Origin of the sequence: Leptotrichia sp. oral taxon 218 (assembly GCF_018128225.1) — a bacterium.
Lineage (GTDB): Bacteria > Fusobacteriota > Fusobacteriia > Fusobacteriales > Leptotrichiaceae > Leptotrichia.
Genome location: NZ_CP072377.1, coordinates 341,597 through 354,707, shown reverse-complemented (window position 1 = coordinate 354,707; position 13,111 = coordinate 341,597). Strand labels below are relative to the sequence as shown.

Below are 13,111 nucleotides of genomic sequence, written 5' to 3'. Positions count from 1 at the left end.
TCCTAAAATCTATAAATCCGTCCGTATCTATTGTCGTTCAAAAGACTTGAACCGCTGCTATCTTCAGAACTTCCTTTCAAACTTTCCAGTAGCTTATAGAGTGTATCTCTCTTATCTTCTGAAATTTTTTCTTTCTCTAGGCTTTCATATATTTTCCAAGCCACATAAAGCTCATTTAATACTCTTTTTGTTTCGGAATCCAAAAATTTATATTTCTCATCACCTATAAAAATCGTTACAAAAATTTTACAATCCGGGACAAGCTGATTATTTATATAATCAATAAATTCTTGAGCCGTCCTTTTGGAATATCTGCAAACTTCAATAGATACGACTTTAGGAATATAGGATATTTTTTCTAACAACTTTTCATCAAGTTCAGGAGCAGCTCCATTTTCAGAAGTCCCTCCCACCTTTTCCAGCATAATCAATCACTTCCTATTTTGAGTTGGGAACAATGGCGATGCTGTCCACATTAGAAATTTCATATCTGACAATAAAATCTTTAATAGCAACTACTGGAGCAAATGCTGATTTGCAGAACATTTTAGCTCTTGCAGTCTCTTTATTGGCAGCTGTTTCATCCAGAATTTCCTGTCCAACAAATACAAAAGGTTTTCCTGTTGCATCCACCGCTTCAAGTGCCGCAAATACAGGAACTAAGGCATTGTCATTTGATAAATAAATCATATTGTCAGTTGCAATATCTCTGCCATTAAAGTCTTGAGCAGTTCTCAACTTAGAAATTCTTTGTCCTAGCAAGTCTAAATAAACTTGTTTTTCATCAGCAGATAATCCAATTGAATTGGAATAGGCTTTTGCAACTTCAATAAATTCATTGTTTTTGATTAACTTATCAAATAAAGTTCTCCCTAATTCAATTCTGTCCGGCATTACTCCATTTTTTTTCTCATAGTCATCAATTATGTCAAAGAAAAAAGTAACCCAGTTATTAATTTTCTTGGCATCTTTTGCAATTGGATTATTGAATTTAAAATCAATTTCAGTTTGAGAATTTGCTTGAACATATTTCCCTTGCAAGAAAGCATTAGCAGCCATTTTTTCCTTAGTTTTCAACATCGCATTTTTCAATTTTAAAAGCAATCTGTCTTCCTGATATTTTTGCGGATCAACCATTTGACCATTAATAAAGGTAGCAGTTCCTCCATTCATAATAGGTTTTAATTCATAAGAAGCGGCCACAATATCAGGCGTAATTGCCATACTTTCCATACCATTTACCTTTATGAAAGGAATCTCGCTCCCACGCTCAATAATACTTGCTTCAACCAAGTAATCATTCAAATCTTTTAAAAGAATAGTTTCATTGTCGCTCATATATTCAGGATTTGCATTTCCAAATCTGTCCAGATAGTGCGTCTGCACCTTCGGCTCTACAACCGCATATAAAGCCATTAATTTTAATTGTATATCGTTTAACATCTATAATCATCTCCTCTGTTATTTTGCTTCAATATTATCAAATCTTACATTTATTCCGTATTTATCCAGGTTATCAAGTGCCGCATAATCTGTATCGGTCACTCCAACAACAAGTTTTCCATCAATATCACTAGCTCTTACAACTTGAATCTTAACATCTTCAGTTGTCGCATCCACATCTTCATCCGCACCGACATAAAAAGTTTTTGGCAACTTACCTCCAGGTGTGCTGGAATCATATTTCTTATATTTCCCAGTAGTTGTATCATAAACTAATGCCTGACCGTATTTTATAACTTCACCTTGTGCCAATGTAACCGTTTTTCTTGGAAAAAACTCATTTAGCACAATATCTTTTTTCTTATCTTCACCATAAAATTTAACTCTATTTTTCACATCCACCACTCCTTATTTAATATTATTTCTAGCTTTGTATCCCGCTATTTCATCAACTATCATTTGCTGCTGTCTTGAAACTTCGTCATCATCGCTGCTAAACTCCAGCGGCTTATGCCCACCAAAACTTGGCAAGTTTTCAAAAAGTTTAGATAAAATATCGCTCGACTTAACTGATTGATTATTGCCGTTTACAGAAAATTCAATAATGCCGTCATTATTTTCAAAAGATTGTTTAACAAATTCTTCAATACCTAATTTTTTCAAGGCAGGTGTTATTTTATTGGAGTTTTTCAACATAAATTCTCTTATTTCCTGCTCCCTTGCAAACTCTTTTTTAACTTCCGCTCTAATTTCGTCTTCAGTTTTATCAGACCCTTTGTCTTTTGGAATCTCAACTTTTTTCAATTCTTCTTCAGACAAGGTTTTCAATACTTCATTGACCGCTTTTATCTTGTCTTCGCTTCCAGCTTCCAACAATTTTTTCAAAAATTCTTCAAAATTCATTCCGTTTTTCCCTCCATTATTATTTTTACCTTCGGCACTTCCACCGTTGCTAAATTCAATTATATTATTTTGATTAATCCAATCCATCTCAAATCCTTGAGAAAACTCTCCATCGGCAAAACTTCCGCTATTGCTGACAGCAGGTTCAACCCCAACAGGAAGTGCACCAACACGAGTTATCTCCCCATTTTCAATCTCAACAGAAAGCCTGTCGACCTTACGGTTCTTAAATTCTTTTCTGTCAAAGATTTCAACATTATCAGCAACTATCTCATCGCCTTTAATATTTATATCTTTGAACTTCCCAATAACCGGAATTTCATTTCTCAATACTCCAAGTTTTGTAAACTCGCTTGTATGATAAGGGATTATATCCAGCTCTTTCTTATTATTGACAAGACTAGCCAAATGCTTATTATCCCATTTGCCCTTATTGCCGTAATCCCCAGCTTTAAATAGTACAAAAGACATCTTTTGCTCCTTTCTTCTCAAAAAATTTATATAATAAAAAATCACGACTAAATTAATAATCGTGACCTTTGTAAAATTTAATTATTTCTCTAATTCGTGAATGTCATAATTCATAAATTGGATATATGCAAGAATTTGCATTTTTAATTCCTTAAGTTTTTCAATACTTTCTTCCAATTTCTTCACTTCAGCAAAGAATACCTTTCCAGATACACATAACTCGCTCTGCATATCTTTTATTCTTCTCCAATGTCTGCTGTCCTTAATGCTCTCCATATCAGGAATGAAGTATCTCATAAGTTCTTGTTTACTTTCTTCGCTGACATTTTTAATCCTTTCAGCAACCTGAACAGCCTCATCCTTGTTCAGTATTGTCAAGCAGGACATGTATTTCTTCCCCTGATTCTCAGACTTGAACTCTCTCAAGTCATTACCTGATATTACATTTTTGTGTTCCAGTTTGCTTCCTATAGTTTCCCTGTCCTTTCCAAGAATCTCTGATAGCTGAGACAATGTAATAACAATTTCTCCCCTAAATGTTAATTTCTTGGGTGCTTCAATTTGGATTACTTTTGTTTCATTTTCTTTTCTCTCATTTAACGCTTTTTCCATTCTATTAAACTCATTTATGTATGAAATTTTAAACTTGTTATGCCCCTGAATGTTGAACATGTAAAGAATAAATCCATCTTTGGTTAAGAGATATTCTTTATATTTTCTCTTTTGATTAGAAACCCTGTATTCATTAGGGAAAATCAGAAAGCCCAAATTTGGGTTCTCTGAATTTACGGGGGTTTCAAGTATATTTTCCAAATCTCTTATAACATTTTTGTGTCTTCTCCCTAACCCTTTCGCAATAACTCTACTGCTGACAACCAACCCGTAATTTTTATCTCTTTCAATTTTTACTAAATCCATAATGTTTTCCATTAAATTTCCTCCTAAAAATATTTGTTTTTTAAGAGAATATATAGTATAATGGTATTGGCGAATACATTATATGTATATATCCTCTTTTTCGTTACGAGAGAGAGGATTTTTTATTTCGCCTTTTTTATTATGATTTCTTTTGTTTCTTTATTGTATCTTACCTCTATTTCATTATCTTCTCTAGTTATACCCATATCTTCAACCCATTTACTATTCAATGTTATTCTTGGGGTATATCCACCTGCACCTCCTTTATTAAAATTTACTTTTTTCATAATTTTTTCTTCCATATTCTCACCTCTTCCGTACGATAACTAATATTAACATTTACGTACGGAAAAGTCAAGAACTTTTTTATAAAATTTCTATTAAAATTAGAGAGCTCAAATTTGAGCTTTCTGAATTTACCAGAGTTTCAACAAAGATTTCTACTTTTGGTATGGATTGTAATTTTAATCTACCCAAATCTGGGTCAGTTAAATCTCCACAAATCTGTGGAGACTAAATCGGCTGAAATTTGAGCCGATTGATTTTTCGATTTTTACATATCCAGCTCTTTTCAAGTAATTTTAATTGGCAAATAGTCAAGTTCTAGTAGCATAGTTTCTTTAATTCCAAATCCTGTATTAACTGGGGTTAATTTTGACCCCACCTTTAAAAGCTCGTCTTTTTGAATTTTTAAAAGCTGGGAGAAAATTCTCTCCCCTTTACAAACCCTTTAAAAATCAATGCAACAAATAGATAAATTTATAAAAATAATTTCTTACTAACAAGATAATCATTAATAATTTTTTTCAAATCCTCTTTATTTTTATCACTGATACCACTAAACTGCCGTTTAGGAATAGTTACCGATTTAGCAAAGTAATCAGTGCCGCCAACTTTAAAATGCAGAACTTTAGCATTCTTAGGCGTTATAGTTCCACCTCTATCGTGAATCCCTGCATAAACTAAATTACTGAATATTGAAATACTGTTTCCCTTTATCGCAGCTGTCCCCAAAGAGCCTTTAAGCATTCCTGTGTCATTAAGCGGTTTCCCTTTTCTGATTTTCAAAGAGGCCCACGCATTTCCCTGATAATCTGTTCCGCTGTCAAACCTTTTTCGCATTTCATTTTCCATATAAAATGCTATCTCGTCAAACATTTCTTCCTTACTGACGCTTCCAAGTCTTTCCTTAAAACTGGAACCCGCACTATCGAGATTGGTTGTTATAGTAATTCTCATAATAAGTCCTTTCATAAAAAAATCACAGAATTTTTTACATCCTGTGATTAATTTTTATCATTATTCGTATGTGCACTCTTTCTCTTCTTCCTCTGTTAGAAATCCCTCACCACTAAACTCAAATACTTCAGCAATTATTGCTTCCGCTTTCTCTTTTGGTGTCATTTTATCAAATCTCGCATTTCTTTCTTCCTGAGTTTCTTCTGGATCAAAATCTCGCTCTTCAGCTCTCTTTAAAGCCTCTTCCAAATCCTTTATAAATTTTTCTTTTGCCACTCTTTCCACGACCTTTCTATAAATTTACCTACTTTTCTTGAAATTTCTCGTGGTTTTGGATTATTTTTATATTCACTCCATGCTTCAGCTATAAATTCCTCGACTTTTACAGTTGCATATTTGGAAAGATTTTTTGATATTACCGTTTTATTGGTTTCAAAATATTTTTTTACATCTTTGGATTTAGAAATACCCAGTAATTTATCAATTTGATGTCCAAACTCATGATCAAATATAGATTTCATTGTATCACAGCCAACAGGTTTCCATCCGTTAGTTACTTGTCTTTTTCTTTCAGCAATAACATTATCATAATTATTATAATAGTTTGAGTTCAATGATATTCCAGCATACTTGTTTACTATTTTTATAATTTCATTCTCATCTGGATTATTTCCTAGTCTAGTAACATGAAAAGATTCCGCTGTTCGATTACTTTTTATATTCAATTTTCCTAAAACATAATCAAGCAATTCTTTAGTGCCTTTTGTCAATTTATTATTCTTAGCATAATTTTTTAATTCTGCTTCCAATAATTCATTTCTCTTTTGCATACTTCCAACAAATTTAATTTGCTCTGCAACTTCTGGATATTTATTTTTCATAGCCGCAAGTCCACGATTCCACTCATTAGCACAACGTACATCAATACCAGTATAATCCGCTTTCACTTTCAATACTTTTTCAGCATAGCTATTCGCTTCTTTAACTGTCTTTATCGAGTCAATTATACTACTATCGCCATCTTTTTTCAATGGTTTGGCAACTACAAAATCAGGAATGTCAAACTTATCAGCAAATGCTTCCACCTTTTGCCTATAACTATTCTCAAGTGTTTCTATATAGCCAACATCGCCTATATTATCCGCAAAACTTCCCACATCCAAGCCAATGTCATCACCGCTTACAACTTCACTCGGATCTACTTCATCTTCAGTTAAGGATACGGTATAACATCTGCAATTAAATCCATTTGGCGGAAAGTATTTGTCAGCTTCAGGCGTTCCCACTTTAAATATTTTCCCGTCAAGTTCCTTTGTGTGCTGCTGTTCTCTTCCATCTAAGATACCGCAGTAGCGATAATATGGATAACGCTCTTTGTACTTGTCAACCTTCAAATGAATACCAGCGTTGTAGGCATGATTCATATTTGTTCTGAATACGGTTTTTAAATATCCCTCATTTAGCTTTAATCCGCTCTCTGACAGTATTTTATCAACATCTTTTTTCCAGTCTTTAAATGTTCCGCCATTCTCGAGTGTATTCGACATCTGCTTAAATATTTTTTCTGTCACATTGACATCCGTGACCTTCTTTATCCAAAAATACTTTTGCCTTGAATAATCCATTTCTTTTTCCACATCAGTGTATAAGGCGGGATGTTTTTTCAGAAAATTATCAAGTGCGGCATTCTTTGTCTTGGTTCTAGTATTTGCAAATTCTGTTACTCCGTTATCGACCATAGCGGCATTGTCAAATCCCTGCAAAGTCGACATCAGCATTAAATCTTCCAGTATATTTTCATAGTTAAAGTTCAAGTCATAGAAATCTGAAATATCTTTAGCTTTTTCTATCTTTTCTCGTACAGCTTTCAATACATCCTTCTGCCATCTTTTAAAATTATTTTCAACAAATCTGTCAAATCTAGCCTGATTCCTTTCAATTAATTTTCGTTTCTCATTTATTTTATTGATGTTCAGTTTTTTTTTACCTTTGGCGAACTCACTTACTTCAGCCTTCTCTACTTCCACCAAGTCAATCACATCCACGCCCAGCATTTCTGCTATCTTATCTTTAGTGAAGGCATATCCGCTCTCCATAATTTTAACTATCGAGTTCACTTTCTCAGTCATAGTTTTCGCTTTCTTATCTTCCAGCTCCAATGTTTCTTTTTCGTCAATCTCTTCGACAAACTTAAAATAAAACTTGCTGGGGTCGTACCCATACAAGACAGAATCCAGCTCAATAAGTTTTTGAATCCAGTCCCTAATCTTTTTGACTTTAGATTCTATCTTATAATTTTGCTGTTCCTTATGAACTTCACCCAAGGCCCTGTTACCGCTATTTCCATCCACTCCAACTACTAATGTACTTCCAAGCAAATATCTTTGCACTGCTTTTGACTTCTCGCTCAACAATTCCTGATAGATTTCAGGTTTCAAATCATCTAATTTAATAAATTTTATGAAGTCATCAAGTGATTTCTCCCCAGCACTCGGTACTGCCAGCACATCTTTACCTTTAGCATTTTTTAAATCTTTAGCCTGTGCTTCTACATCTTTTTGCCTAGCTTTAATAACTTCTGGCGGATCTGTTTCAACAGCAGGTTCATAAGCGAATACCGTTATAATGTCCCCATATTTTTCTATAATCGCATTTAACTTACTCTCCAAATGCTCTTTAGCCTTGAATACTGGAACAAGCGGCAACAAATCTGAACTTCCCTGTAAATTATCCAGTCTTTCTTCATTAACACAAACTAAAAAACGGTTGGGTTCTTTCGCAATAACAATCTCACTATCACGAGTTTTAATCATCCAACCGTTATCCTTGTTATATTTTATATATTTATTCGGCAACAGTACCAAATCATCAATTACTGTTCCACCTGTATCATCTTTTCCGTATATAATCTCAAATATAGACTTCTTATATATTTCCGCTCTTAGCACATTTTCCAAAAGTTTAACCATATTAAAATTATTAAATCTTTCTTGAATACTTTCAGCTGTTTCCAGATACTCAGTCATATCCGTCTCAATTTTCCACTCTTTAGATGTCACACTTTGCGTCATAAGCTGTATAGCCTGTGCCACATCGACATCAGCCAACATCTTCTGCAATGTTTCATCGTCAATATCCCCACTATAAGAAACCGAACCAAGCGATATTATTTCTTTTACCAAAGCACTTACTACATTTTCCCTGATACTCACATTTCCTCCTTTCTATACACTTATAAATTTTCTAATATATCTTTTTGAATTTTGAATCAAATCATTTATAACAACGCCCGCATAACTGCACACATCAACAGCGTCATCATGCAAAGCATTTGGAAATTTCAAAAGTTCCTCTTCAAGTTCAAAAAGTTTATCTAAATTTTTATTGAAATAAACTTTCCCATTTTCAAACATAACCGATATGTTCAAGGCCCTTGTCATTTTATCTGTATCGGCTTTCAACTCCTTTAAGGGCATTCCCTCTCTGTTTGCCTGCTGAATTATCCCAATACCACTACTTTTGCTTTCTATGGCTTGAAATCTCAACTTATATCTATTCCTAAATTCCTTAATCACATTCCATTGGTCAGGAACTTCTAATTTTTCTAGCATTAAGTCAATTAAATACAAGTTCCATTCCCTGTCGCACATAAAAGTAGCGATTGCCGTATAATCACTATTTTTTCGAGTACTCATAGCGGTATCTATTGTTTGAAAATAAAAGCAATCTTTCACATTTACATTTTTATCAGAAGTTTTGATGAAGTCATTATCAATATCAAAATATTTAAAGTACTGCCGTTTAAAAAGTCCGCCGTCTTCAATTTGGGGCCTCTGCTGATAAAGTGCCGCAAATTCACGGCTACCTATCGCCTTTTTAATATTTTTAAGTTCTTTCAATCCGTACCGTTCTTCCCATAATGCCTCCCCAACATTTCTTCCTAAAATATCATTTTCTTCGGCAATCGCTGGAAGCACAATACTCTCAAAAATTTCTCCAGTACCGCTTTCCATCTCCTTAGAAATTCTACCGACCAAGTCATCCTCATGCCACCTGGTTTGGATAATTATAATCCCTCCACCAGGTGCCAATCTTGTCCGAATAGTTGACTGATACCAGGCCCAGACCTTGTCTCTTTGAAGTTTACTGTTAGCGTCTTCCCTATTCTTAAACGGATCATCAATAATCGCAATATGTGCCCCCTTACCTGTTGCACTTCCTCCGACACCTGTACTCACAACAGCACCACGATGTTCTGAAATTCCCCAGTTATCACCAGCACTCTTATCCCTGTCGATGATATTATTAAAAATCCCAGTCCCATTTTTACTGTGCTCCCTATAAGTATCTCTTGCTATTTTCCCAAAATCTCTAGCCAAATCCATTGAATAACTCGCGATTATAATCTCATAGTCAGGATTATTCCCAATTATCCAAGCAGGAAATTTCTTCGTCATAGTTTCCGATTTAGAATGTCGTGGCGGCATGCAAATATAAAGTCTTGGACTTTTACCAGCTTTCACATCTTCCAAAAACTGCTGAGCCTTATCAGTCAAAAACTGTATATGCCTAGAATTTTTATATCTTCCATTCCCATCAAAAATAAGGAAATCTAGCAAATTCCGTCGTGAAAGCTCCTTAGTTGCTTCCAGCTGTATCATTTCCATCTTATCCACCCTTACCACCAGCTAACGCTCTTAACTCTTCGATAGTAAGTCCAGAAAAAGGATTAGTATTTAATTGTCCTGACAACTGCATTTTCTCAATATATTCACCGTCCATTTTATTCAAAATATCCAAAGCCTTTAACCTGTCCTGTATTTTCTCTTTTCCATTTTTAATAACTTCCGTCAAAAATTCTCTTCTTTCAATAGCAGTCATTATCCTGCTAGTTTTAGTTTTTTCTCGTAATTCTTTTATATATCCCACCAATGTCGTATTTCGTAGTAATTTAGGTGTATTCTGTCTTGCATATCTTTCTTTATATCCAGCTTTTATTGCGGATTCAGTAGCATTTCCACTAGCTACGTAATATTCACAAAAAGCTTTCTGCCTTGCATTTAATTTCAACACTACCGCCTCCTTTTTTGCAACAAAAAAAGACAGCTTTTAAACTGTCTTAATTCCTAATATAGCTAATCAAATCCATTGGTCATTGACATTGATTGTCAATTTCCAAAAATCTCAATATAACATATTATACCATAAAAAAAGGTATAGTCAAGGTACTAAAAAGGTAGTCAAAAGGTAATTTTAGTCAAGTAAAACTTCCGGAAAGAGTAAATACTGTATTCCTTCAACCAATCTCGTTCTATTTTTTCCTATAGTCTTCTCAGTTACTCCTATTTCTTCCGATATTTCCTCTATAGTAAAATTTTTAAAATATCTCAATTCGATAATTTTAAAATATTTATCTCTTTCAAAATATTTCAAAGCATCTTCCACCCTAAAAATTCTTTTTTCCAGTTTTCTGTTTTCTTCTTCCAAATATTCAATTCTATTTAGTTCTTTCTCAGGAATTCCTTCAATTTTAACAGCCCCACCTTTTATATTTTCAGAAAAAACAGGTTTTGATTTTATTGCCATTAATCCTTTTTCTTTTATTTGTGTTATTTCATCCTCATTTCTTTTTAAATTAATTTTATAAAGCGGATAAGACCTAAGCATTGCCTCTGTCTCCGTGTATTTATCCCCCGATTTTCTTTTTTCCATCTTTTCAAATATTTTATCCGCAATTTTTTCTATGTCTTTTTCGTTCATATATTTTTTTTATTCTCCTTCAATAATTTCTTTTAACTTCGGTTCTTCAAACAGTTCACTTTTTCCTATTTTACCTTTTTTAACTCCTTTTGTGTAATAAACAGGTTGACCATTCTTATCTAATTTCGTCATATTAGAACGATGAACTTCTTTAAATGCCAAAAGAAATATCCCATTAAAATTATTTTTTTCAATTTTATTAAAAATCCCAATCAATTCAGGATCCATCGTATCAAAGTATAAGATCCTTGCAACAAGGTCGACATTTCCTTTACATTGCTCTAATAATGTTCCTATATACACATAAGCCATATCCACAACTGCATCTAGTTTCCCCACCGTATCATTTTCTATCTCTGCTTTCATGTACTCCGTTTTCTCTTCCATAAGCAGTAAATCTCTTAAATGACCTCTCTCTTCTGCCATATCCTTATTTAAAAATTCTTCCTGCTTGAAAGCCAAATAAAATTCCTTGACCATTTTAGCCATCATTTCCCATTGTTCCATCTATTTCTCCTCTTCTCTTTTATATTTTTCAATTCTAGCTTTTAGACTAGACAATAATTCATCTTGAACATCGCCTTTACTTTGTAATGCTTTCATTACATCCTCATCTCTTGTATCTTGTGTTACAAGGTGATGGATTATAACCTTTTCCTTCTGCCCCTGTCTGTGAAGCCTTTTATTTGCCTGCTGATAAAGCTCCAAGCTCCAGTTAAGACCAAACCATATTATATGGTTCCCACCTGTCTGTAAATTAAGTCCATATGCCGCACTTGCTGGGTGTGCCAGAAGTATATCAATCTTCCCCGCATTCCAATCTTTTTCGTCTTCAGGAGTTTTTAGCTCCCTAACTTCCAGCTTTAATTTTGACAATGCATCTTTCAGCCTAATCAAATCATGTTTAAAATTATAAAAAACCAATGCTGATTTTCCATTTAGTTCTTCCACAAGCTCTAAAAATCTTTCAATTTTGCAATTATGAATTTCATAAATATTTCTCTCGTCGTCATAAACTGCTCCGTTTGACAGCTGCAACAATTTATTTGTAAGTGCTGCCGCATTTGCCACATCTATGGCTTCTATATCGTTTAGAGACAAAAGCCATTCCTTTTCCAGAGTTTCATATTTCTTCAAGGATCTATTATCCAATGTTACTGGAATCGCATTATAAGTTATATCGGGAAGTTCCAGATAATCTTCAGCCTTCATGCTTATACAAATATCTCCAATCTTATTTCTTATACTTGAATCTGCTCCTTCCTTTAAGGAGTATTCCCCAAAACTTCCATAGCTTCTGTAATCAAAGAATTTATCCCGAAAGGCAGTTATGTTTTTCCCCAGACGCTCCCCTCTATCCAGTAAATAAATTTGAGACCAAATATCTTTCAGCCCGTTTGGTGCTGGAGTCCCGGTCAGCCCAACAACTCTGTCTATTTTCCCAAGCACAAGCTTCAAAGCCTTAAATCTTTTACTCGCATGATTCTTAAAACTTGAAAACTCGTCAACTACAACCATATCAAATGGCCACTCATTCTTATAATATTCAACAAGCCAAGATACATTCTCACGATTGATTATGTAAATATCGGAAATTGTGTTCAGTGCTTTTATCCTTTTAGTTAAACTCCCTAAAACTTTTGATATTTTCAAATATTTCAGATGATCCCATTTTTCAATTTCACCAGACCAGGTGCTTTCTGCAACTTTTTTCGGTGCTATAATAAGAACTTTATCAACTTCAAACATATTGAACTTCAGTTCGTTAATCGCTGTCAAGGTTATTATCGTTTTCCCAAGTCCCATATCAAGCATTAATCCTACGCTCTTGCCATTCACAATTCTGTCGATACAGTATTTTTGGTAATTGTGCGGCACAAATTTCATGATATATTCTCCCCCCCCTTCTAATTTTGTAGTTCTTGTTTGATTATAAAGTCGATTTGAGTTTTTGAATCTATGACATAAACCGTTTGTCCGCATTGCCTTATCCTCAAAATCTGCTTACTCTGCGACGGTCTTGGCTTTTTACCAGGTGCCTTGAGTTCCGCAAAGAATACTCTTCCGTTATTAAGTATACAAAGCCTGTCAGGTACTCCGGCATTGCCAGGACTCACAAATTTATAGCACAGTCCACCTACTTTTTTTATTTCTTTTGCCAAATAATTTTCAATTTCTTTTTCTAGCATTTCTACCTCCAAATAAATTTAATTTTCATTAATTCGAGTTCCTAAAAAAATGTCTACAATCTCCGCGCGCGCGTATAGAGATGTTAAATTAAAGGGGAATATACGCGTATTATTAAATATATATTAATATTTCTCCTTTATTTTAAAATTCTATATAGGGTTTTTTATATATTTTGTAGTAAATTATA

General features: G+C 33.9%; 15 protein-coding genes. All 15 read right to left on the bottom strand.

The window, feature by feature from the left end:
* Positions 1 to 2: 2 nt before the first annotated feature.
* Entirely contained in the window at positions 3 to 425 is a 423-nt protein-coding gene (locus J5A73_RS01790) for a hypothetical protein (RefSeq protein WP_094080187.1), read from the bottom strand.
* Positions 426 to 438: 13 nt separating this feature from the next.
* Positions 439 to 1,443 (bottom strand): major capsid protein, encoded by a 1,005-nt coding sequence (locus tag J5A73_RS01785; RefSeq protein ID WP_060917196.1) that lies wholly within the window; start codon positions 1,441 to 1,443, stop codon positions 439 to 441.
* An 18-nt stretch (positions 1,444 to 1,461) separates the two neighbouring features.
* Positions 1,462 to 1,839, bottom strand: coding sequence for a hypothetical protein (locus tag J5A73_RS01780; protein ID WP_211616102.1), 378 nt, complete (start codon positions 1,837 to 1,839; stop codon positions 1,462 to 1,464).
* Between the two features lie 12 nt (positions 1,840 to 1,851).
* On the bottom strand, positions 1,852 to 2,817 hold the full coding sequence (locus J5A73_RS01775; protein WP_211616100.1) for a hypothetical protein: 966 nt from the start codon (positions 2,815 to 2,817) through the stop codon (positions 1,852 to 1,854).
* An 81-nt stretch (positions 2,818 to 2,898) separates the two neighbouring features.
* Complete coding sequence (locus tag J5A73_RS01770) at positions 2,899 to 3,747, bottom strand: Rha family transcriptional regulator (RefSeq protein ID WP_249069337.1); 849 nt, start codon at positions 3,745 to 3,747, stop codon at positions 2,899 to 2,901.
* A 110-nt stretch (positions 3,748 to 3,857) separates the two neighbouring features.
* Positions 3,858 to 4,037: a dihydrolipoamide acetyltransferase gene (locus J5A73_RS01765; protein ID WP_211616098.1), complete on the bottom strand. Its 180-nt coding sequence runs from the start codon at positions 4,035 to 4,037 to the stop codon at positions 3,858 to 3,860.
* A gap of 457 nt (positions 4,038 to 4,494) precedes the next feature.
* Positions 4,495 to 4,989: a phage virion morphogenesis protein gene (locus J5A73_RS01760; RefSeq protein WP_211616096.1), complete on the bottom strand. Its 495-nt coding sequence runs from the start codon at positions 4,987 to 4,989 to the stop codon at positions 4,495 to 4,497.
* A 45-nt stretch (positions 4,990 to 5,034) separates the two neighbouring features.
* A complete protein-coding gene (locus tag J5A73_RS01755; RefSeq protein ID WP_211616094.1) occupies positions 5,035 to 5,250 on the bottom strand; it encodes a hypothetical protein in 216 nt (71 codons plus the stop codon).
* The gene (locus J5A73_RS01750) at positions 5,229 to 8,186 is read right to left on the bottom strand and encodes a DUF935 family protein (protein ID WP_211616092.1); all 2,958 of its coding nucleotides are present in this window, start codon (positions 8,184 to 8,186) and stop codon (positions 5,229 to 5,231) included. Before J5A73_RS01750 ends, J5A73_RS01755 begins: the two co-directional genes overlap by 22 nt.
* A gap of 12 nt (positions 8,187 to 8,198) precedes the next feature.
* Positions 8,199 to 9,641: a phage terminase large subunit gene (gene terL / locus J5A73_RS01745; protein ID WP_249069448.1), complete on the bottom strand. Its 1,443-nt coding sequence runs from the start codon at positions 9,639 to 9,641 to the stop codon at positions 8,199 to 8,201.
* Between the two features lies 1 nt (position 9,642).
* Positions 9,643 to 10,047, bottom strand: a complete 405-nt coding sequence (locus tag J5A73_RS01740) for a terminase small subunit (RefSeq protein ID WP_249069336.1) — start codon at positions 10,045 to 10,047, stop codon at positions 9,643 to 9,645.
* A gap of 180 nt (positions 10,048 to 10,227) precedes the next feature.
* Positions 10,228 to 10,734, bottom strand: coding sequence for a sigma factor-like helix-turn-helix DNA-binding protein (locus J5A73_RS01735; RefSeq protein ID WP_211616086.1), 507 nt, complete (start codon positions 10,732 to 10,734; stop codon positions 10,228 to 10,230).
* A gap of 9 nt (positions 10,735 to 10,743) precedes the next feature.
* Positions 10,744 to 11,241 (bottom strand): hypothetical protein, encoded by a 498-nt coding sequence (locus J5A73_RS01730; RefSeq protein ID WP_211616084.1) that lies wholly within the window; start codon positions 11,239 to 11,241, stop codon positions 10,744 to 10,746.
* The gene (locus tag J5A73_RS01725) at positions 11,242 to 12,621 is read right to left on the bottom strand and encodes a DEAD/DEAH box helicase (RefSeq protein ID WP_211616082.1); all 1,380 of its coding nucleotides are present in this window, start codon (positions 12,619 to 12,621) and stop codon (positions 11,242 to 11,244) included. It abuts the gene before it with no gap.
* A gap of 20 nt (positions 12,622 to 12,641) precedes the next feature.
* Positions 12,642 to 12,923, bottom strand: a complete 282-nt coding sequence (locus J5A73_RS01720; protein WP_211616080.1) for a VRR-NUC domain-containing protein — start codon at positions 12,921 to 12,923, stop codon at positions 12,642 to 12,644.
* Positions 12,924 to 13,111 lie beyond the last annotated feature (188 nt).

What these genes read in the sequence shown, in the direction of transcription:
- J5A73_RS01790 (WP_094080187.1), bottom strand. Translation starts at nt 425, where the DNA reads ATGCTGGAAAAGGTGGGAGGGACTTCTGAAAATGGAGCTGCTCCTGAA.
- J5A73_RS01785 (WP_060917196.1), bottom strand. Translation starts at nt 1,443, where the DNA reads ATGTTAAACGATATACAATTAAAATTAATGGCTTTATATGCGGTTGTA.
- J5A73_RS01775 (WP_211616100.1), bottom strand. Translation starts at nt 2,817, where the DNA reads ATGTCTTTTGTACTATTTAAAGCTGGGGATTACGGCAATAAGGGCAAA.
- J5A73_RS01770 (WP_249069337.1), bottom strand. Translation starts at nt 3,747, where the DNA reads ATGGAAAACATTATGGATTTAGTAAAAATTGAAAGAGATAAAAATTAC.
- J5A73_RS01765 (WP_211616098.1), bottom strand. Translation starts at nt 4,037, where the DNA reads ATGGAAGAAAAAATTATGAAAAAAGTAAATTTTAATAAAGGAGGTGCA.
- J5A73_RS01760 (WP_211616096.1), bottom strand. Translation starts at nt 4,989, where the DNA reads ATGAAAGGACTTATTATGAGAATTACTATAACAACCAATCTCGATAGT.
- terL (WP_249069448.1), bottom strand. Translation starts at nt 9,641, where the DNA reads ATGGAAATGATACAGCTGGAAGCAACTAAGGAGCTTTCACGACGGAAT.
- J5A73_RS01735 (WP_211616086.1), bottom strand. Translation starts at nt 10,734, where the DNA reads ATGAACGAAAAAGACATAGAAAAAATTGCGGATAAAATATTTGAAAAG.
- J5A73_RS01730 (WP_211616084.1), bottom strand. Translation starts at nt 11,241, where the DNA reads ATGGAACAATGGGAAATGATGGCTAAAATGGTCAAGGAATTTTATTTG.
- J5A73_RS01725 (WP_211616082.1), bottom strand. Translation starts at nt 12,621, where the DNA reads ATGAAATTTGTGCCGCACAATTACCAAAAATACTGTATCGACAGAATT.
- J5A73_RS01720 (WP_211616080.1), bottom strand. Translation starts at nt 12,923, where the DNA reads ATGCTAGAAAAAGAAATTGAAAATTATTTGGCAAAAGAAATAAAAAAA.